The sequence below is a fragment of the Brevundimonas sp. genome, assembly GCF_027487935.1.
Taxonomy (GTDB): Bacteria; Pseudomonadota; Alphaproteobacteria; order Caulobacterales; family Caulobacteraceae; genus Brevundimonas.
In genome coordinates this window covers 1-19,723 of sequence record NZ_JAIYCP010000003.1, presented here as the reverse complement: position 1 = coordinate 19,723, position 19,723 = coordinate 1, and the positions used below count along the sequence as shown (strand labels likewise).

At 67.8% G+C, this 19,723-nt stretch carries 19 protein-coding genes; 9 read left to right on the top strand and 10 right to left on the bottom strand.

Translation table 11 applies throughout. The features are described 5' to 3' along the window. Positions 1 to 52: 52 nt before the first annotated feature. The 3 genes from Q0053_RS00810 to Q0053_RS00800 are packed head-to-tail and all read right to left on the bottom strand — an operon-like array spanning position 53 to position 3,122. Complete coding sequence (locus Q0053_RS00810; RefSeq protein ID WP_298094683.1) at positions 53 to 1,120, bottom strand: homocysteine S-methyltransferase family protein; 1,068 nt, start codon at positions 1,118 to 1,120, stop codon at positions 53 to 55. Continuing rightward, a complete protein-coding gene (gene metF / locus Q0053_RS00805) occupies positions 1,117 to 2,163 on the bottom strand; it encodes a methylenetetrahydrofolate reductase [NAD(P)H] (protein ID WP_298094680.1) in 1,047 nt (348 codons plus the stop codon). The genes Q0053_RS00810 and metF overlap by 4 nt, the downstream gene beginning before the upstream one ends. Next, positions 2,160 to 3,122: a metalloregulator ArsR/SmtB family transcription factor gene (locus Q0053_RS00800; RefSeq protein ID WP_298094677.1), complete on the bottom strand. Its 963-nt coding sequence runs from the start codon at positions 3,120 to 3,122 to the stop codon at positions 2,160 to 2,162. The genes metF and Q0053_RS00800 overlap by 4 nt, the downstream gene beginning before the upstream one ends. Before the next feature lie 110 nt (positions 3,123 to 3,232). On the opposite strand from Q0053_RS00800, the gene Q0053_RS00795 reads away from it, so the two are divergent. Further along, a complete protein-coding gene (locus Q0053_RS00795; protein WP_298094675.1) occupies positions 3,233 to 4,078 on the top strand; it encodes a hypothetical protein in 846 nt (281 codons plus the stop codon). Positions 4,079 to 4,092: 14 nt separating this feature from the next. On the opposite strand, the gene Q0053_RS00790 is transcribed toward Q0053_RS00795, so the two are convergent. The 6 genes from Q0053_RS00790 to Q0053_RS00765 form a co-directional block, all read right to left on the bottom strand. After that, complete coding sequence (locus tag Q0053_RS00790) at positions 4,093 to 5,019, bottom strand: 2-hydroxyacid dehydrogenase (RefSeq protein WP_298094672.1); 927 nt, start codon at positions 5,017 to 5,019, stop codon at positions 4,093 to 4,095. Next, entirely contained in the window at positions 5,016 to 5,348 is a 333-nt protein-coding gene (locus Q0053_RS00785) for a DUF5615 family PIN-like protein (RefSeq protein WP_298094669.1), read from the bottom strand. Before Q0053_RS00785 ends, Q0053_RS00790 begins: the two co-directional genes overlap by 4 nt. Next, complete coding sequence (locus Q0053_RS00780; RefSeq protein ID WP_298094666.1) at positions 5,345 to 5,572, bottom strand: DUF433 domain-containing protein; 228 nt, start codon at positions 5,570 to 5,572, stop codon at positions 5,345 to 5,347. Before Q0053_RS00780 ends, Q0053_RS00785 begins: the two co-directional genes overlap by 4 nt. A gap of 24 nt (positions 5,573 to 5,596) precedes the next feature. After that, positions 5,597 to 7,264 carry an energy-dependent translational throttle protein EttA gene (ettA, locus tag Q0053_RS00775; RefSeq protein WP_298094663.1) on the bottom strand — a complete coding sequence of 556 codons (1,668 nt, stop codon included), beginning with the start codon at positions 7,262 to 7,264 and terminating at the stop codon, positions 5,597 to 5,599. Positions 7,265 to 7,377: 113 nt separating this feature from the next. Further along, positions 7,378 to 7,989, bottom strand: coding sequence for a TIGR02466 family protein (locus Q0053_RS00770; RefSeq protein WP_298094660.1), 612 nt, complete (start codon positions 7,987 to 7,989; stop codon positions 7,378 to 7,380). Positions 7,990 to 8,167: 178 nt separating this feature from the next. Then, the gene (locus Q0053_RS00765; protein ID WP_298094657.1) at positions 8,168 to 8,926 is read right to left on the bottom strand and encodes a methyltransferase; all 759 of its coding nucleotides are present in this window, start codon (positions 8,924 to 8,926) and stop codon (positions 8,168 to 8,170) included. 192 nt (positions 8,927 to 9,118) lie between these two features. On the opposite strand from Q0053_RS00765, the gene Q0053_RS00760 reads away from it, so the two are divergent. Beyond that, the gene (locus tag Q0053_RS00760) at positions 9,119 to 10,060 is read left to right on the top strand and encodes a polyprenyl synthetase family protein (RefSeq protein WP_298095063.1); all 942 of its coding nucleotides are present in this window, start codon (positions 9,119 to 9,121) and stop codon (positions 10,058 to 10,060) included. Here the strand turns inward: Q0053_RS00760 and Q0053_RS00755 are convergent, their stop codons facing one another. Next, positions 10,061 to 11,266, bottom strand: coding sequence for a pyridoxal phosphate-dependent aminotransferase (locus tag Q0053_RS00755; RefSeq protein WP_298094654.1), 1,206 nt, complete (start codon positions 11,264 to 11,266; stop codon positions 10,061 to 10,063). Between the two features lie 98 nt (positions 11,267 to 11,364). Here Q0053_RS00755 and Q0053_RS00750 point away from each other — a divergent pair, with 98 nt between their 5' ends. From Q0053_RS00750 to rodA, 7 genes are all read left to right on the top strand, one after another. Continuing rightward, the gene (locus Q0053_RS00750) at positions 11,365 to 12,081 is read left to right on the top strand and encodes a VTT domain-containing protein (RefSeq protein WP_298094651.1); all 717 of its coding nucleotides are present in this window, start codon (positions 11,365 to 11,367) and stop codon (positions 12,079 to 12,081) included. Between the two features lie 74 nt (positions 12,082 to 12,155). Then, complete coding sequence (locus tag Q0053_RS00745; protein ID WP_298094648.1) at positions 12,156 to 12,773, top strand: glutathione S-transferase C-terminal domain-containing protein; 618 nt, start codon at positions 12,156 to 12,158, stop codon at positions 12,771 to 12,773. 258 nt (positions 12,774 to 13,031) lie between these two features. Then, positions 13,032 to 14,072 (top strand): rod shape-determining protein, encoded by a 1,041-nt coding sequence (locus Q0053_RS00740; protein ID WP_284222611.1) that lies wholly within the window; start codon positions 13,032 to 13,034, stop codon positions 14,070 to 14,072. 139 nt (positions 14,073 to 14,211) lie between these two features. Continuing rightward, positions 14,212 to 15,306 (top strand): rod shape-determining protein MreC, encoded by a 1,095-nt coding sequence (gene mreC / locus Q0053_RS00735; RefSeq protein WP_298094645.1) that lies wholly within the window; start codon positions 14,212 to 14,214, stop codon positions 15,304 to 15,306. Continuing rightward, positions 15,303 to 15,821: a hypothetical protein gene (locus tag Q0053_RS00730; protein WP_298094642.1), complete on the top strand. Its 519-nt coding sequence runs from the start codon at positions 15,303 to 15,305 to the stop codon at positions 15,819 to 15,821. Before mreC ends, Q0053_RS00730 begins: the two co-directional genes overlap by 4 nt. Before the next feature lie 67 nt (positions 15,822 to 15,888). Next, entirely contained in the window at positions 15,889 to 17,970 is a 2,082-nt protein-coding gene (mrdA, locus tag Q0053_RS00725; RefSeq protein WP_298094640.1) for a penicillin-binding protein 2, read from the top strand. After that, positions 17,967 to 19,124, top strand: coding sequence for a rod shape-determining protein RodA (gene rodA / locus Q0053_RS00720; RefSeq protein WP_298094637.1), 1,158 nt, complete (start codon positions 17,967 to 17,969; stop codon positions 19,122 to 19,124). The genes mrdA and rodA overlap by 4 nt, the downstream gene beginning before the upstream one ends. The last annotated feature ends 599 nt before the right edge of the window (positions 19,125 to 19,723 follow it).

Sequence of the window (19,723 nt, the reverse complement as noted above, 5' to 3'; positions counted from 1 at the left end):
CCCTTCGGGCCACCTTCTCCCAATGGGAGAAGGAAACTTGATCGGGCGTCCATCACGCCACCAGCTCAAACGGTTCCAGCCCCGACAACCGCATCGCCACCGGCCGTTCCGGGATCTCGCGCGTCGGCAGTTTCGACACCGCCTCCGCCGTGTGCCGGATGTGCTCCGGCGTCGTGCCGCAGCAGCCGCCGACGATATTCACCAGCCCTGACGCCGCCCATTCCTCAAGGAAGTGGGCGGTCTGGTGCGGTTCCTCGTCATACTGGCCCATGGCGTTGGGCAGGCCGGCGTTGGGATAGGCGGCCACGAGGGTGTCGGCCACCCGGCTCAGCTCGGCGATGAACGGCCGCATCAGATCGGCCCCGAGCGCGCAGTTGAAGCCGACGGCAAACGGTTTGGCGTGGCGCACGCTGTTCCAGAACGCCTCGGCCGTCTGGCCGCTCAACGTCCGGCCCGAACGGTCGGTGATCGTCCCCGAAATCCAGATCGGCAGGGCCTCCATCCCCTCGTCCTCGAGGTCCTTGATGGCCTTGATCGCGGCCTTGCAGTTCAGCGTGTCGGTGATGGTCTCGATCAGATAGAGGTCGACCCCGCCCTCGTTCAGCGCCTTCACCTGATGGCGATAGGCCTCATAGACCTGGTCGAAGGTCACCAGCCGCGCGCCGGGATCGTTCACGTCCGACGACATCGACAGCATCTTGTTCAGCGGCCCGATCGAACCGGCGGCGAAGCGCGGCTTGTGCGGCTCCTTCTCCGTCCAGCGATCGGCGGCGGCGCGGGCCAGTTTCGCGCCCTCCAGATTGATGTCCCATACGGCCTGTGCGTCGAGGTGGTAGTCGTCCTGGGCAATGGTCGTGGCCGAGAAGGTGTTGGTCTCGGAGATATCCGCGCCCGCCGCGAAATACCGGTCGTGAAGGTCGGCGATGATGTCGGGCCGGGTCAGGCACAGGATGTCGTTATTGCCCTTCATCTGGCCGTTGTGGCCGGCGAAACGGTCGCCACGGAAATCCTCTTCGGACAGTTCGCTGCGCTGGATCATCACGCCCCACGATCCGTCGAGGACGAGGATACGCGCCTTGGCGGCGGCGTGGAGGGCCGCGATGCGTTCGGCGCGGGTCAAGCGTAATCCTCCCCCGCCGGGGGAGGGGGACCACCCGAAGGGTGGTGGAGGGGGCTGCCCCCTCCGTCGGCTTTGCCGACACCTCCCCCGGTGGGGGAGGACTGTCCTTCACGCACACCCAGCACCCGACAGATCGCATAGACCAGATCCGCGCGGTTCAATGTGTAGAAGTGGAAGTCGGCGAACCCCTCTTCCTGAAGCCGGGCACAGGTCTCGGCCGCCACCGAGGCGGCGATCAGCTTGCGCGTCTCGGGATCGTCGTCGAGCCCCTCGAAATGCGCCGCCAGCCAGCCGGGCACAGCCGCACCGCAGGCTGCCGACATCCGCTTCAGGCCATTGAAATTGGTCACCGGCATGATCCCGGGCGACAGGGGAATGGTGATCCCGGCGGAGCGGACACGGTCGCGGAAGCGCAGGAAGGCGTCGATGTCGAAGAAGAACTGGCTGATCGCCCGGGTCGCGCCCGCGTCGACCTTGGCCTTCAGGACGTCGAGGTCATGGGCGATCGACGGGCTCTCCGGATGGCCTTCGGGATAGCAGCCGACGATGACGTCAAAGCCGCCTTTCGCCGTGATCGCCGCGGTCAGCTCGGTCGCATTGGCGTAACCATCCGTACGCGGAACATAGGCACCGCCGATACCGTTGCCGCCCGGCGGATCGCCGCGCAGGGCCACGATGTGGCGCACCCCCGCGTCGCGATAGCCTTCGATGACCGCATCCACCTCATCCCGGCTGGCCTCGACACAGGTCAGGTGAGCGGCCGGGGTCAGGGTAGTCTCTGCAAGGATACGCTGTACCGTGCGGTGCGTCCGCTCGCGGGTCGAGCCGCCCGCGCCATAGGTCACGGAGACGAACTCGGGGGCCAGCGGCGCCAGACGGGTGACCGCCTTCCAAAGATTGGCCTCGGCCTCATCTGACTTGGGCGGAAAGAACTCGAACGAGACGCGGGGACGCGACAGGTCCTGGCCGGCGCGGGCCACGGGGCCCAGCGGCGACAGCAACAGGGCCCGGGCCTCGGCCAGGCTGCGGGGCGCGAGGCTCATGCGACCTTCCCGGCCGCGACAGCCGGCCGTGCGGCGGTCCAGATGGAGACCGTCAAACCATCGGTGTCAGGGGGCAGGGCGATCGACGCGCTGGAGGTCAGCCCGGCCCCGGTCAGCCAGCGACGGATCTCGTCATCGGAGAAGCCCAGCCGACGGTGCTGATGGTCGTCGCGGAGGTATTCCAGCTGGTGCGGGGCGAAGTCGACGATCAGAAGCCGCCCGCCGGGCATGACCAGCCGCGCCGCTTCGGCCACGGCCGCAGCCGGATCGACAAGGTAATGGAGCACCTGATGCACCATCACCAGATCGGCGCTCTGTTCCGGCAGGCGGGTGGCGAAGATGTCGCCGTGGCGCAGTTCGACCTTGTCCAGCCCGGCCTTCATCACATTGGCGCGGGCGATGTTCAGCATGTTCTGGCTGAGATCCAGCCCGACCGACATCTTCGCCTTCCGGCCCAGCAGGGTCAGCATCCGCCCCGAACCGGTCCCCAGGTCGACGATCCGCTCAAAGGGCCCGTCGCCGGCTGCCCGGATGATGGCGGCCTCGACGGCGCTCTCGCTGACATAGAGGGAGCGGATTCGGTCCCACTGGGGGGCGATCCGCTCGAAATAGGCGCCGGCGGCGGCTTCCCGCTCGCGGCGCACGGCTTCCAGCCTCTGGTCGTCGGCCGCGCCGGCGGAGACGTCCAGCAGGTCCAGCACCGTATCGATCAGCCGTCGGGCCGGCACGTCCGAGGACAGGCGATAGAAGACCCGTGCCCCGTCCGGAAAGCGTTCGATCAGGCCGGCGTCGGCCATCAGTTTCAGGTGCCGTGACACTCTCGGCTGGCTCTGGTCGAGGATGCGCGACAGCTCCATCACCGACAGCTCCTCACCCGCCAGAAGCGACAGCACCCGCAGGCGGGTCGGCTCGCCTGCGGCGCGCAGGGCCTCGACGGTCTGGTCAGCGTTCAGCGACATGTCGTTATATAAAGATATCCTTATATGTTTTGGCAAGGAAAATTGCTGGCCAGACGCCGGATCCGGGGCCAATCTGTGTTCAACGACAAACAGTTGTCGTGAGGCCAGCCATGACCCTTCGCCCGATCAACCTCCTCGCCCCCTTCATTCTGTTCTCGGCGCTCGCCGGAGCCGCGGCCGCCCAGACACCACCACCCGGCGGTGCACCCGGTGGCGGCATGGGCGGCTTTCCGCGCAGCACCGAAGAGGTTCAGCCCTGGGCGGAACGTCTGTTCGGCCGGTTTGATGCAAACCAGGACGGTGCCATCACCGAGGACGAACTCGCCGTTCTCGACAGTCCGAACGCGGCCGCCATGGGCGGGTCACGCTTCCGGACCATGATCCTTGCGGCGGATGCCAACAGCGATGCCCGCGTCTCCTCGGCGGAGTGGACCGCGGCGGCGCTGCAGATGTTCGAGCGGATGAGTGGGGCCGGTGCCGGCCGACCTGCTGGTGGCCCTCCCGGTGCGCCTCCCGGGGCCGGCCGACCCGCGGGTCCCCCCGGAGCCGGTGGCATGGGCGGCGGCGGCGGAGGTGCGGAGATGTTCAGCCCGCCGCGTGTCGCCGACGATGTCGCGCCCTGGGCCGGGCGGTTGTTCACCCGGCTGGACGCCAATCAGGACGCCAGTATCACCGGTAATGAAATGGCGATCCTGGCCAATCCGATGGTCGCCTCCATGGGCGGGTCCCGTCTGCGGGCCATGATCGCCCAGTCGGACTCCAGCCGCGATTCCCGTATCAGCCTCGAGGAAATGACAGCCGGGGCGCAGCGGATGTTCAACCGCATGGATACCAACGGCGACGGCCGCCTCAGCGACACCGAGCTGCCCCGCCCTGCGGCCCCGGCAGCGCCCGCGTCAGTCAACATCCCGCCGGCCGATTCCAATCCCTTCCCGGACATGCCCAACGGCGGCTGAGCCGCCGAGGGCCCTCAGGTCACCGGCGTCACCAAAGGCTCGCCGGCGAAGGCCGCGCGCAGGTTCTGGATCAGCAGCATCAGCATGCCCTGCACCGCCTCCGTGGTCGCCCCGCCCGTGTGGGGTGTCAGGACGGTGTTCGGCACATCGGCCCAGCGCGCCGGATCGGTCGGCTCATCCTCGAACACGTCCAGCGCCGCCTGACCCAGCCGCCCGTCCTTGAGCGCCGCGATCAGGGCCGTCTCATCGACCAGCTGGCCGCGCGCCACATTGACCAGCAGCCCCTGCGACCCCAGCGCCTCGATCACGGCGGGCGAGATCAGGCCGCGATTGCTCTCATCGGCCTTGCACGCGACCACCAGAATGTCGCTGTCCCGCGCCAGGTCCAGCAGTGAATCCGCACGCGTCCACGGGCTCGTCTTCTCGCGCGGACCCCACCAGCGCACCGCCATCCGCATCGCCCCGGCGCGCCGCGCCACGGCCACGCCAATGGAGCCCAGGCCGACGATCCCCAGTCGCTGGCCTTTCAGCGAGGGGGTGATCAGTTTGGAGTCCGCCGTCCAGCCACCGGCCCTCAACGACCGGTCCCCGGCCGCGATCTGCCGCCGCGCCGCCAGGATCAGCCCGATCGCATGGTCCGCCACATCCTCGTGATTGACGCCCGGCGCATGGGTCACGGGAAGCCCCCGCGACCGGCACCAGTCGACATCGATCCCGTCATAGCCCGAGGTGAAACAGGCGATCAGCGACAGGGCCGGCAGGCTTTCGATCAGCGCCTTGTCCAGCGGGAACTCCCCCGCCACCACCAGCGCCCGGATCTGCCCCTGCACCTCCGCCGGCGGGCCCTCCCAGAAGCGGTAGACAGTGTACGCGCTCTCGAGAAAGGCCGTCAGGGGCGCCAGATGGCGCTGCATGATGAGAAGGGCGGGGCGGTCGGTCATGCTCGAACCTCTATCAGGTGGACGCCATCTGATAACCGGGCTTCGATCTCCGGCAAGCGAGGTTCGAGCCAACCGATCAACGACGGGGTTGTGGCGTTCCCCAATCGTAGCCAGACGACCTGCGCCCCGGCCCGCCGCTCCGAGGCCCAGATCGCAAAGTCACGGTCCTTGGTGATGATGATCCGCTCCTGATGCGCGGCTGCCGACCAGATATCCTGATCCGAAGCGTTCAAGGACATCAGGTTCGCAACATGGACCGCATCATGGCCCTTCAACGCCAACCAGTCGGCCAGTGATGGCGGCAACTGGGCGTCGACGATGAATCTCATGCAGCGATAACGGCCGTGTCGCCGATGCTTGCGGCTGCATAGGCAAGACTGGCGCGAATATCGTCAGGCTCGAGATACGGAAAGTCAGCCAGGATCTGTTCGTGGCTGGCCCCGCCGGCCAGCATGTCCAGCACGTCCTGGACACGGATACGCAAGCCGCGAATGCAGGGGCGACCGCCACACTGGTCCGGGCTGATGGTGATGCGTGACAGCAGATCGCTCATGTCACGCATCCTATCACAAATGGATCAGCGCCCGAACTTCTGGAATTTGATCCGGTGCGGGATCAGGCTCTCGACGCCCAGGCGACGCTTCTTGTCTTCCTCATAGGCTTCAAAGTTGCCCTCAAACCATTCCACGTGGCTGTCGCCCTCGAAGGCCAGGATGTGGGTCGCCAGACGGTCGAGGAACCAGCGGTCGTGGGAGATGACCACGGCGCAGCCGGCGAAGCCTTCCAGGGCCTCCTCGAGGTTCTGCAGCGTCTCGATGTCCAGGTCGTTGGTCGGTTCGTCGAGCAGCAGCAGATTGCCGCCCGTGGCCAGGGTCTTGGCCAGGTGGACGCGGTTGCGCTCACCGCCCGACAGCTGCCCGACCTTCTTCTGCTGGTCGCCGCCCTTGAAGTTGAAGCTGCCGACATAGGCGCGGGTGTTGATCTCGCGCTTGCCGACCATCATCACATCGGTGCCACCGCTGATCGCCTGCCAGATCGTCTCTTCCGGCTTCAGGTCGTCGCGGCTCTGGTCGACATAGGCCAGCTTGACCGTCTCGCCGACGCGGATGCTGCCGCCATCGGGCTGTTCCTGACCCGTGATCAGCCGGAACAGGGTGGATTTGCCGGCGCCGTTCGGGCCGATGATGCCGACGATGCCGTTGGGCGGCAGTTTGAACGACAGGTCCTTGAACAGCAGTTTGTCGCCATAGGACTTGTTGAGCCCCTCGACCTCCAGCACGACATTGCCGAGGCGCGGGCCGGGCGGGATCTGGATGACGGCGTGGGTCTGGGCACCGCGCATGGACTCCTGCTCGTCGACCATCCGCTCATAGGCTGCCAGACGGGCCTTGGACTTGGCCTGACGGGCCTTGGCGCCCGAACGGACCCATTCCAGTTCGCGGGTGAGGGCGCGCTGGCGGGCTTCGGATTCCGACTGCTCCTGCACGACGCGCTTGGTCTTGGCCTCCAGCCAGGAGGAGTAGTTGCCCTCGTGCGGATGGCCCTTGCCGCGGTCCAGCTCCAGCGTCCATTTGGTCACCAGATCGAGGAAATAGCGGTCGTGGGTCACCAGGATGACGCAGCCCGGGAAGGCTTCCAGGTGGTGCTGCAGCCAGGCCACCGACTCTGCGTCCAGGTGGTTGGTCGGTTCGTCGAGCAGCAGCATGTCGGGCTTGCTCAGCAGCAGCCGCGCCAACGCCACGCGGCGCTTCTCACCGCCGGACAGATTGGTGACCTCCCAGTCGTCGGGCGGACAGCGCAGGGCGTCCATGGCCATTTCGATACGGCTGTCGATGTCCCAGACGTCGCCGGCGTCGATCTTTTCCTGCAGGGCCGTCATCTCGGCCATCAGCTCGTCGGTGTATTCCTCGGCCATTTCCATGGCGATGGCGTTGAAGCGGGTGACCCACTGCTTCTCCTCGCACCAGGCCTCGACGTTCTCGCGGACGTTCAGGCTGTCGTCGAGCTGGGGCTCCTGCTCCAGATAGCCGCGCTTGATGCCGTCGGCCGCGCGGGCCTCGCCGTTGAACTCGCTGTCCAGCCCGGCCATGATCTTCAGCAGGGTCGATTTACCCGAGCCGTTGACCCCGACAACGCCGATCTTGGCGTCGTTGTAGAAGCTCAACCAGATGTTTTCGAAGATCTTCTTGCCGCCGGGAAAGGTCTTGGTCAGACCCTGCATCTGGAAAATGTATTGCTGCGCCATGAGGTGCGTCGCGCCCTGTCGTTCGGGGATGGTGGGAGGTTGGCGCGGGATGTAGCCGCCGCGCCGCCGTTGGGCAAATGTCTAGGCGCAGGGGAGGGCGGTTTGATGGCGGCTCAGGCGTAGTTGAAGCTGATCGAAACCCGCTCGCTCTTCGCCGCATTGGGCGGCACCTCATGGCGCAGCCAGCTTTCCCACATCAGCACCGTCCCGGCCTGCGGGGCCAGATAGACGAACGGCCGCTCGGCTTCGGGGGCATCGGCGTGGACACCGGGCCGGGCCATCATCATGGTCAGGCGTGGGTCTTCCAGCTTGAGGGCCGAGGCACCGTCGGGCACCTCGACATAGACGGTGCCGCTGAGGAAGGCGTGCGGGTGGATGTGGCCGCTGTGGCTGCCGCCGGGCTTCAGGACATTGACCCACAGATTGTCCAGCCTCGGCTTGCGCGCGAGGTCGAAATTCAGCGCCTTGGCATAGGCGACGGCATGGCGGTCCAGATGCCGTTTCAGCTCTGCGAACTCCGGCATCCGGTTCGGCAGGTCATTGAGCGAGCCATAGGAGGTATAGCCGCGATAGCCGTGCTCGCGGCACCAGGCGCGGCCGGCCTGATCCTCGACCGCCAGCATGCGACAGGCTTCGAGCAGGCTGGCGTTGAAGGCGTCGAAACCGGGCGAGCCGGCCAGCGAGGCCTCATAGACCTGGGTGACGAAGAGGGGGCGCAGGGACATGGGGGTGGCATAGCCCGTCGGGCGGGACCGGGAAAGCCAGCGGCTGGCCAGTGGCGCGTGGCGAGCGATTGTCGACGTACTGATGGCGGAAGGGCGGCGCGGACCGTGCCGTCGCGCAGGCGGCGGCCAGCCACTAACCACTAACCACTAACCACCACCGCAGCCACCAGCCACCCCCTCACCACCCCAACCCCGCCTCGCCCCTCAGGATCGCCTCCGCCTCCGCCGTGTGCTTGGCGTCCGACCGATCATGCAGAACCAGCGGCGGCAACAGTCTCAGCGGCGCCTTGCCGGTCTTGATCGCCTGCACCAGCACCCGTTTCGCCGGTTCATCGGCATGGGGATGAATGCCGCGCACTGCGAACGAGCCCGCCGTCTCACCCAGCAGGGCCAGCAGATCAGCCAGCCGGTCGGCGCGGTGAATGACCACGATCCGGCCCCCCTCGCGCACGGACTTCAGCAAAAACCGCGTCCAGGCCTTCAGCCCGTCATCCGCCATCCAGGCCCCGCGCTTGCCGTCCGCCGGCGCCCGTAAGGCCCCCGGGTCGTCGAAGAAGGGCGGATTGCTGATCGCCCGGTCAAACAGCGGCAGGTCCAGCGCCCGGAACCCCGCCGCGACGTCGCCCTCGACGATCTGCGCGTCCGCCCCGTTCAGCACCGCATTCTCACGCGCCAGCGCCGCCATGGCCGGATCGCGCTCCAGGCCGGTCAGGACAAGACCCGGACAACGCGCCGCGATCTGCATCAGCACGGCCCCGGCACCACAGCCGGCCTCGATCACCCGCTCGCCCGGTTCCGCCGCCACAGCCGCTGCCAGCAGCGCCGCATCCATGCCCGCCCGATAGCCCCGGGCCGGCTGGCGCAGCCGGACGCGACCGCCCAGCAGGGCGTTCTCGACGATACTGTCGTCGGCGGGCTGGAACGGTGCGACGGTCACGCGGCTTGACCCTTCATGGAGCGATCACCATTGTGCGCCGCATCGCCGCCCGGCAAGGCGGCAGCTGTGTTTTCGGGCGTGATTCTCCCCCACGCCGCCGTTTCGATGAGTTTCCCGTTGGACGCTGTCACCGTCGCCGAGCCCCGCTCGAAGGGGCATGTCGAGCCGCTCGTGCGGCTGGCGGCGCGCGACATGGCGACCGTCGACGCCCTGATCCTCGACCGGATGCAGTCCCAGGTGCCGGTCATCCCCCTGCTGGCCGAGCATCTGATCTCCGCCGGCGGCAAGCGGTTGCGGCCCCTGCTAACCCTCGCCGCCGCCCGCGCGTCCGGTGCGAGCGGCGACATCACCGCTCCGGTCAAACTGGCGGCGGCGGTCGAATTCATCCACACCGCCACCCTGCTGCATGACGACGTCGTCGATGCGTCGGACCTGCGGCGCGGCAAGGTCGCAGCCCATCTGATCTGGGGCGCGCCGTCCAGCGTGCTGGTCGGTGACTTCCTCTTTGCCCGGGCCTTCGAGCTGATGGTGGAGACCGGCCAGATGCGGGCCCTTGGCATCCTCGCCCGCGCCTCCAGCGTCATCTCCGAGGGCGAGGTGCTGCAGCTGACCCGCGCCCACGACCTGAATCTGGATCAGGACACCTATCTGCAGATCATTTCGGCCAAGACCGCCGAACTGTTCGCCGCCGCCGCCGAGGCCGGCGCGGTCGGGGCAGGGGCCGAGGAAGCGTCTGTCGAGGCCCTGCGCGCCTATGGCCTGAACCTCGGCCTGGCCTTTCAACTGGCCGACGATGCGCTGGACTATGGCGGTACCGCCGAGGCCCTGGGCAAGAACACCGGCGACGACTTCCGTGAGGGCAAGGTGACCATGCCCCTGCTGCTGGCCGCCGCCCGCACCCGCGGTCGCGAAGACGCCTTCTGGGACCGCACCATCAACAAGGGCCAGCGCACCGAGGACGATTTCCGCCGCGCCCGCGAACTGGTGGTCGGCACCGGGGCCCTCAACGCCACCCTCGACACGGCCGGCGAATACGCCGACCTCGCCAAGGCGGCCCTGCGGGTGCTTCCGGCCAGCGACTGGCGCGAGGCCCTGGAACAGCTGGCCGATTTCGCGGTCAGCCGGGCCGCCTGATCAGCGCAACCCCGCGCAGAACCGCTGGATCCGCTCGCAGGCCGCCTCCAGCACCGTCTCCGACGTCGCATAGCTGATGCGGAAATAGGGGCTCAGGCCGAAGGCCGAGCCCTGCACCACGGCCACCCCCTCGGCGTCCAGCAGCTCGGCGGCAAAGGTGTCGTCGCTGTCGATCGTCACCCCGCCCCCGGTCGTCTTGCCGATCAGTCCCTCGATCGACGGATAGACATAGAAGGCACCCTCCGGCACGGCGCAGCGAATGCCCGGCGCCTGGTTGAGCATCGACACCACCAGATCGCGCCGCGCCTCGAAATGCTTCGCCCGTTCGGCGATGAAGTCCTGCGGCCCGTTCAGCGCCTCGACCGCCGCCCACTGGCTGATCGAGGACGGGTTGGAGGTCGTCTGCCCCGCCACCTTGCGCATCAGATCGATCAGAGCCTTGGGCCCACCCGCATAGCCGATGCGCCAGCCGGTCATGGCATAGGCCTTGGACACGCCGTTGACCGTCAGGGTCCGGTCGTAGAGGTCCGGGGCCACCTGGGCGATCGTCCTGTAGTCAAAGTCGCCGTAGATCAGGTGCTCATACATATCGTCCGTCAGGATCCAGACCTGCGGATGGCGGCGCAGAACCGCGGCCAGCGCCTCAAGTTCGTCGCCCGTATAGGCCGCGCCGCTGGGGTTCGACGGCGAATTCAGGATCAGCCACTTCGTCCGCGGCGTGATCGCCGCCTCCAGCACCTCGGGCTTCAGCTTGAACCCGTCGGCCTCGTGCCCAACGACGGTGACCGGCTCGCCCCCGGCCAGCAGCACCATGTCAGGATAGGACACCCAGTAGGGGGCCGGCACGATCACCTCGTCGCCCGGCGACAGGGTGGCCAGCAGGGCGTTGTAGATCACCGTCTTGCCACCCGGCGCGACATGGATCTGGTTCACCCCATAGGTCAGGCCGTTCTCGCGGGCGAATTTCGCCGCCACGGCCGCCTTCAGCTCGGGCAGGCCGTCGACATCGGTGTATTTGGTCTCACCCCGCCGGATGGCCGCAATGGCGGCTTCCTTGATATTCTCCGGCGTATCGAAGTCCGGCTCTCCAGCCCCCAGGCCGATCACATCACGCCCCTCACGCTTCAGCTCCCGCGCCCGCGCGGTCACGGCGAGGGTGGCTGACGGCTTGACGCGGGCGAGGGCGGCGGACTGCAGGCTGGACATGGCGACTCCCGGGCGGATCGCTTCATTACGCAGATGCGAAAGCGGGATCAAACCGTGCGCGCTCGCCCGGGGCGAACAGCGGTGCTAAATCGGCCCTGATGCGCCGCCTCCTCGACTTCATCCTCAATATGGAAGGCCGCCGCTGGCGGGCGGTGCTGGCGACGGCGCTGCTGCTCGGCGCGACGCTGGGCCTGCTGTTGCTCGGCAAGAGCCAGCTGGGGCTGGCGGCCGAGGAGAACCTCGAGGCCTGGCTGCAGGGCTATCGCGGAAGCCCCTGGGCGTTTGTCGCGACCGTGGTGCTGTTCATCGCCGCCGCCTTCATCGGGGCGCCACAGTTCATCCTGATCGCCGCCTGTGTCGTCGCCTTCGGGCCGTCGCTGGGCTTCTTCTACAGCTGGGCCGCGACCGTGGCCTCGGCGGGGGTGACCTACTGGCTGGGGCGGGGACCGACGGCGCGGCTGGTCGACCGGGTCAGTGGGCGGACCATGGGCCGGCTCAAGGGCTTTGTCGGCAAGAACGCCTTCTACGCCAGCTTTATGATCCGCAACGTCCCCTCGGCCCCCTTCATCGTCGTCAACATGGCCTTCGGCGCGACCCGGGCGTCCTTTCCCGCCTTCCTCGCCGGCTGTGCCCTCGGCGTCCTGCCCAAGACCGCCCTCGTCGCCTTCTTCGGCGGGGCGGTGGTTTCGGCGGTCAGCGGTGACGGCGTGTGGACCTCGCTGATCCTGGCGGGTGTCGCCGTCGTCTGGCTGGGGCTGATGCTGGGGGTTCGCGAACTGGTGAAACGGCGGGAAAACCGGCTCACTCCGGATTGATCGGCACAGTCCTTGTTACGGTTAGGGGCGCCGCCTATCTGCAGCGCCGCGTTCGTCCATTCAGGAGCCTTCTCATGCTGAAACTCTTCATCTCGCCGGGGGCCTGCGCCCTCGCATCGCACATCGCCCTGGAAGAGGCGGGTGCAGACTTCGAGACCCAGGTGATCGACCTCAGGTCCGGCCAGCAGCGGACGCCCGAATATCTGGCCGTCAATCCCGCCGGCTCCACCCCGGCGCTGCAGACCGATCGGGGGGTGATCACCCAGAACCCCGCCATCCTCGCCTTCATCGCCCAGACCCATCCGGACCGGAACCTGGCGCCGATCGACGATCCCCATGCCTTCGCCGCCTTCAACGCCTTCAACGGCTTCCTGTCGTCCTCCCTGCACCCGGCCATCGGCAAGGTGCTGTTCAGCCGTCCGCCGCTGGAGGCCGGGGCCCGGGCAGAAGCCGTCGAACTGGCGCTCGCCAAATATCAGCTGGTCGAGGATCACTGGCTGAAGGGGCCGTGGGTCTTCGGAGACGGCTTCACCCTGGCCGACGGCTACCTCGCGGTCTTCACGCGCTGGGCGCGATCGGCGCACCTTCTGGACAGCGCGCGCTTCCCCGGCCTGAACGCCCACCTCGACCGCGTCCAGGCCCGCCCGGCGGTGTCGCGCGTGCTGGCCGCAGAGGGCCTGAGCGCCGTCTAGGTCCTCGATCCCGGAAAGGTGCCGGAAACGTGATTGTATCGGGGGGCGGCCGCGACGCTTCCCGATACGTCCACCGCGCCGACATCACCCCAAAAGACTTGTAATCGCCCTCGCACAAGGGCAAACGAGCGCCAAGGTCGGTCAGGCGATAACGATCAGGAGGCGGCGCGTGGGGATGCGTGACGCCGGGGCGTCGCCGAAGCGGATCGAGACTGACGCCCGCCCCTCCAAGGCCCGAACGAACGGTATCCCGGACCCATGTTCTCCAGCATTTTCGGCGCGATTTCCAACGACATCGCCATCGATCTCGGCACCGCCAACACCCTGATTTATATGAAGGGCAAGGGCATTGTGCTGAATGAACCGTCCGTGGTTGCCCTGCGCAACGTCGGCGGTCGCAAGATTGTGCACGCCGTCGGCATCGAGGCCAAGCAGATGCTGGGCCGCACCCCCGGTCACATGGAAGCCATCCGTCCCATGCGCGACGGGGTCATCGCCGACTTCGAAGTCGCCGAGGAGATGATCAAACACTTCATCCGCAAGGTTCATAACCGCAAGGGCTTCGTGAACCCCAAGGTCATCGTCTGCGTGCCGTCGGGCGCCACCGCCGTCGAGCGGCGCGCGATCAACGATTCCTGCCTCAACGCCTCGGCCCGCCGCGTCGGCCTGATCGACGAGCCCATGGCCGCCGCGATCGGCGCCGGCCTGCCGATCCACGAGCCGACCGGCTCCATGGTCGTCGACATCGGCGGCGGCACCACCGAGGTGGCCGTCCTGTCCCTGTCGGGCATCGTCTATTCGCGCTCGGTTCGCGTCGGCGGCGACAAGATGGACGAGGCGATCATCTCCTACATGCGCCGCAACCATAACCTTCTGATCGGCGAGACCACCGCCGAGCGAATCAAGAAGGACATCGGCACCGCCCGCATCCCGGCCGACGGCGAGGGCCTGTCGATCGACGTCAAGGGCCGCGACCTGATGCAGGGCGTCCCCCGCGAGGTCCGCATCTCCGAACGCCAGGCCGCCGAAGCCCTGGCCGAGCCGGTCTCGCAGATCGTCGAGGCCGTGAAGGTCGCCCTGGAAGCCACCCCGCCCGAACTGGCCGCCGACATCGCCGACAAGGGCATCATGCTCACCGGCGGCGGTGCGCTGCTGCGCGGTCTTGACGCCGAAATCCGCGACCATACGGGCCTGCCCGTATCGGTCGCCGATGATCCGCTGTCCTGCGTCGCCATCGGCTGCGGCCGGGTGCTCGAGCATCCGCGCTGGATGAAGGGCGTCCTCGACTCGGCCCTCTAGGGGCCCGGTCGAACAAAGGCTTCAAATCCCCTCTATCGTTGTGTCCTGGCCGGTTCCCAACCGGCACGGATTTTGCGATAGGCTGCTCAGATCGGCCGGGGGCGTCCCGCCGATTCCCTTTTTCTGAGGAAGGCGCGCCGTGGCGTTTCGCGACGGACCGTTCGAGAACATCAAGGTGCCGCTGGTCTGGACCGCGGCCGTGACCGTCGCTGTCGCGGCCATCGGCTGCGTCCTGCTGCTGATCAGCGACGCCCGCGCCCAGACCTCGCCCTATCAGCCGGTGCGCGCCGGCGTGGAAGCGGTCGCCGGTCCGGTCGGTGGCATCTTCGCCGCCCCGGTGCGCTGGTTCGGCCATGCCAGCGACTATGTCGGCGGCTATTTCTTCGCCGTCTCCGAGAACCGCCGGCTCAAGCGCGAACTGGCGGAACTGCAGCCGTGGCGCGACCAGGCCATTGCGCTCAAGAACGTCAACGCCCGCTATGAGACCATGCTGGGCATCCGGCCCGAGCCGCCCGTGGCCATGCAGACGGCACGCTCCATTCTCGACACGCGCGGCCCCTTCTCCAGGGCCCGGCTGCTCGATGCGGGGTCGGCAAAGGGCATCAAGGTCGGCAATCCCGTCATCAATGAGCACGGACTGGTCGGTCGTATCGTCGGTGTCTCGCCGGGCGTCAGCCGCATGTTGCGGGTCACCGACGTAGCCAGCCAGATCCCGGTGCTGGTCGATCGCACCGACGCCCGCGCCATCCTCAAGGGCGACGGCAGCGCCAATCCCCGGCTCGAATTCATGCGCGGCACCGCCTCGATCCAGGTCGGCGACCGCATCCTGTCGTCCGGCGACGGCGGCGGCTTCCCGCGCGGCGTTCCCATCGGCGTCGCCGCCCGCGGCATCGACGGCAGCTGGCGGGTCAAGCTGTTCAGCGACCGGGGGGCCATCGACTATGTCCGCGTCATGCTGTTCGAGGATTTCGGCCAGTTGATCGCCCCGGAACAGCTGAACGCTCCGCCCCTGGCGGCGCTCGGCACCCTGCCCGAGGCGACCCCCGAACAGGCCTCCGCCATCACCGACTCTGCCGCCCGTCGTGATGCGGCGCGCGTGCAGGCCGAGCAGAGGCGGGCCGACACCGCCGCAGCCACGGCCGCCGAGGCCGCCCGCCCGCGGCCTCCGGCAGCGGCAAGCCCGGCCCCGATCTCCCCCGCGCCCGCGCCCGCACCGGCGGGAGGGACCGAATGAGACGCCCGGTCGCGGTTCGTGTGGTCGGGCCGGTGCAGTGGATTTTCATACCGGCCGGCGTCACCCTTGCGGTCACCATCCTGCTCGCGACACCGGTTGAGCTGTTCGGCCTCCACCTGCCCGAGCCGGTCATTCCGATGGTGCTGGCCTTTGCCTGGCCGCTGATCCGCCCCTCGATCACGGCCCCGCTGGTGCTGGTCGTGCTCGGCCTGCTTCTGGATATCCTGACCTATGGTCCGCTCGGCCTTTGGGGTCTGGTCCTGCTGGCCATCTTTGCGGTGGTTCTGGCCTCGCGCAGCTTCCTGATCGGTCAGGATACGGCGGTCCTGTTCGCCTGGTATGCCGCCTGCTGCAGCCTGGCCTTTCTGATGGCCTATGTGGTCGCGTCCCTGTTCGCCCGTAACGCGCCGAGCATCCTGTCCCTGATCGGCCAGGTCGTCCCGACCCTGCTCCTCTTCCCGTTCGCCAACTGGATGATCGAACGGTTCGAGGACGGCGACGTGAGGTTCCGGTGATCCTTCTCCGCCAAGGCTTCGCAGGATCGGACCTGTCCTCCGAAGCTCCCGCAGGGAGCGAAGGAGGATGAGCTCGGAACCCTCGATCTTCTTTTCGGACGTCAATGAGCGCCAGGGCTCCTTCCTGCGCCGCACCTTCGTGCTCGGCGGCCTGACCACCCTGGGCGGACTGGCCCTGACCGGCCGACTGGCCCAGCTTCAGGTCATCCAGGCCGGCCAGTACGCCACCATGGCGTCGAACAACCAGTTCAACTTCCGCCTGGTGCCTCCGCCGCGCGGCCGCATCCTCGACCGCGACGGCGTGGTCATCGCCGGCAACCGCCCCAGTTTCCGGGTGCTGGTGGTGCGCGACGAGACCAAGGACCTGGACCAGACGCTCGACCTGCTGGGCCGGCTGTTGCCGGATACCCTGGACCGGCGCCGGTCCATCATCCGCGACGTCAACGCCGCCCCGCGCTTCTCGCCGGTTCCGGTCAAGAGCGACCTGACCTGGGAGGAGTTCGCCCGGGTCAACCTGTATGCCAACGAGCTGCCGGGCGTCATGGCCGACATGAACGAGGCCCGCTACTACCCGTTCGGCGGGGCCTTCGCCCATGTCATCGGCTATGTCGCCAAGCCCAACGACCGCGACATCAAGGCTATCGAGGATCGCGGCGAGAAGGTCCCGGAAATTCTCTACAATCCCGGCTTCCGGATCGGTCGCCAGGGCGTTGAGAAATCGTTCGATACCGAACTGCGCGGCGAGGCCGGCGGCAACCGGGTCGAGGTCGATGCCCGGGGCAGGGTGGTGGCCGAGGACATCGGCGGCTCCAAACCCGCCGTGCCGGGCAGCGACGTCGTCCTGACCCTCGACGCCGACGTCCAGAACCGCGCGCTCGAGGTCTTTGGCGAGGAGTCCGGCGGCTGCGTGGTCATGGACATCCGCAACGGCGACATCCTGTGCATGGTCTCGGCCCCGTCGTTCGACCCCAATATGTTCGTCGGCGGCGTGCCCTCGCGGGTCTACGGTGCCCTGCGCGACTATGAGCGCAAGCCCCTGCTGGACAAGGCGATCTACGGCAGCTTCCCGCCGGGCTCGACCTTCAAGATGACCACCGCCCTGGCCCTGCTGGACGCGGGCATCAATCCGGCCGAGCGCGTGACCTGCACCGGCGGCTATCGTTACGGCAACCGGACCTTCCGCTGCTGGAAGCGCGGCGGACACGGCTCGATGGACATGCACAATGCCATCAAGAACTCGTGCGACACCTATTTCTATCACCTCTGCAACCGCGCCGGCGTCGACCGGATCGCCCGGGTCGCCGAGGATCTGGGCTTCAACCAGGTCTATGAGATCGGCATCGGCGGTCAGAGCAAGGGCACCATGCCCAGCCGGGCTTGGAAGGCCGACTATGCCCGCCGGACCCGCAATCCGAACCCGGACGCCCGCATCTGGTATCCCGGCGAGACCCTGTCCGTCGCCATCGGCCAGGGGGCCATCAAGACGACGGCGCTGCAACTGGCCGTCATGACCGCCCGCCTCGCCAATGGTCGCAAGGCCATCACGCCACGCCTGGTCCGCTCCGTGGGGGGCGTCGAGCGGCCGTCGGGCGCGGCCGTGCCCGACCTGCCGTTCAGCCAGGAACACCTCAACATCGTCCGGGACGGCATGGCGGCCGTGGCCAATGACGTGACCGGCACGGCCTACCGGGCGTCCCAGCTCGGCCTCGGCGACATCCAGATGGCCGGTAAGACCGGCACGGCCCAGTCACGCGACTATGGTTCGGGCTCGCGCGGACCGCGTGACGCCGTCTGGACCCGCCGCGACCACGCCCTGTTCGTCGCCTTCGCCCCGCACGATGCGCCGCGTTACGCCATCGCCCTGATCATCCAGCATGCGCCGGTCGGCGGTTCGGCCGATGCCGCGCCCCGGGCGCGCGAGATCATGAAGACCGTCCTGCTCAAGGATCCCGACATGCGCGCCCGCATCGAGCGCCCCCTGCCGCCCGAAGCGCTCTCGCCCGCCGGTGCCGACGAGGGCGAACTCGGCGCCGGGCCGGGTGGCGAGGTCACGGGTGTGGCCGCTGACCCGGTAGACCCAGCGCCCCAGCCTGCTGCGCCGGCCGCGAGCGCCGGACCGCGCCCCTATGTCCCGGAGCCGCCGCAATGACCGCCTCGGCCCTGACCCGTCCCGGCGAACGCGACCGCCTCTCGACCAAGATCACCGAACTGGACTGGCGTCTGGTTGCCCTGCTGTGCCTGGTCGCCTTCGTCGGCACCGCCATGCTCTATTCGATCGCAGGTGGCGATTGGCAGCCTTGGGCGATCAAACATGCGATCCGCTTCGGCCTGCTGCTGGTGGTGATGCTGGGCCTGGCCATGCTGCACCCGAAATGGTGGTTCCGTGCCGCCTATCCGCTCTACGGGGTGCTGCTGCTGCTGGTCCTGATGATCGAGTTCACGCCCCTCGGCTATGTCGCGGGCGGGGCCCGGAACTGGCTCAATCTCGGCTTTATCCGGATCCAGCCGGCGGAGTTCATGAAGCTCGGCCTCGTTCTGGCCCTGGCCCGCTGGTACCACAGCCATACCGCCCAGGAGGCCCGCTGGTCCTGGAAGCTGCTGATCCCGGCGGGCATGATCGGTGTGCCCTTCATCCTCGTCGCCAAACAGCCGGACCTCGGATCGGCCATGATCATCGGCCTGACCGGCGGTGCGATCATGGTCGTGGCCGGCCTCAGCTGGCGGGTCATTGCCGCCGGCGCGGTCGCCGCCGCAGCCATCATTCCGCCGTTCGTCATGTTCGGGATGAAGGAATATCAGCGCAATCGCGTCCTGACCTTCCTCAGCCCCGAGTCCGACCCCTCGGGCACGGGCTACAACATCATCCAGTCCAAGATCGCGCTCGGCTCGGGCGGCGTCCTGGGCAAGGGCTACGGGCTCGGCAGCCAGAGCCAGCTGGAGTTCCTGCCGGAGCGCCACACCGACTTCATCTTCTCGACGGTGGCTGAGGAATTCGGCTTCGTCGGCTCGTTCGGACTGATCGCCTGCTACATAGCGATCATATTGATTTCCTTGCGCATCGCCTCCCTGGCCCACAGCCATTTCGGCCGGGTCGCCGCCGCCGGCATGACGGCATTCTTCGCCCTGTTCGTGCTCATCAACGGGGCCATGGTCATGGGCCTGGCGCCGGTGGTCGGGGTCCCGATGCCGCTCCTGTCCTACGGCGGATCGTCCATGATGACCGTGATGATCGGCTTCGGCCTGATCCTGTCGACGCGGGTGCATCGCTATGCCGAACTGCCGAAAGGGCAGGGGTTGTTCTAGGGGCTGGCCGGACCGGCTGCATTTTCCAGCCGGTACCCCCCGTCCCCTCCCCATCTGCGATGGGGAGGGGGACCGTCCGAAGCCTCGTAGAGGCGAAGGAGGGTGGAGGGGCGCGCCCCCCGTCTCCTCCCCGCTTCGCGGGGAGGGGGACCACGCGTAGCGTGGTGGAGGGGCGCCGACCGCACGTCTCCTCCCCGCTTCGCGGGGAGGGGGACCACGCGTAGCGTGGTGGAGGGGCGCCGACCGCACGGTCCTTTCTACCCCTCCACCATCCTTCGGATGGTCCCCCTCCCCATTCGCTGCGCGAACAGGGAGGAGACGGGATGCTCACAATCCGCCGATTGTCAGCATATCCCCCGCCGCCAACCCCCTGACTCCGCTCGCCTTTCAGAATAAACAGCGTCACGAACCATCCGCGCTGGACCCCGTGTCAGACTCCTGGCCATCCCGTCGGTGGGGAGGGCGTCGGATCCAGCGCCCCGATGTCGGCGGGCTGTGGTCGAGCGATGAAGCCCGGGGGACGGATACTCCGGGGGTCCTCGCAGGGGTCGATGGATGGCTCCTGTTTGCTCGCCGCGCGCTTCCCGCGCGGACCGCTG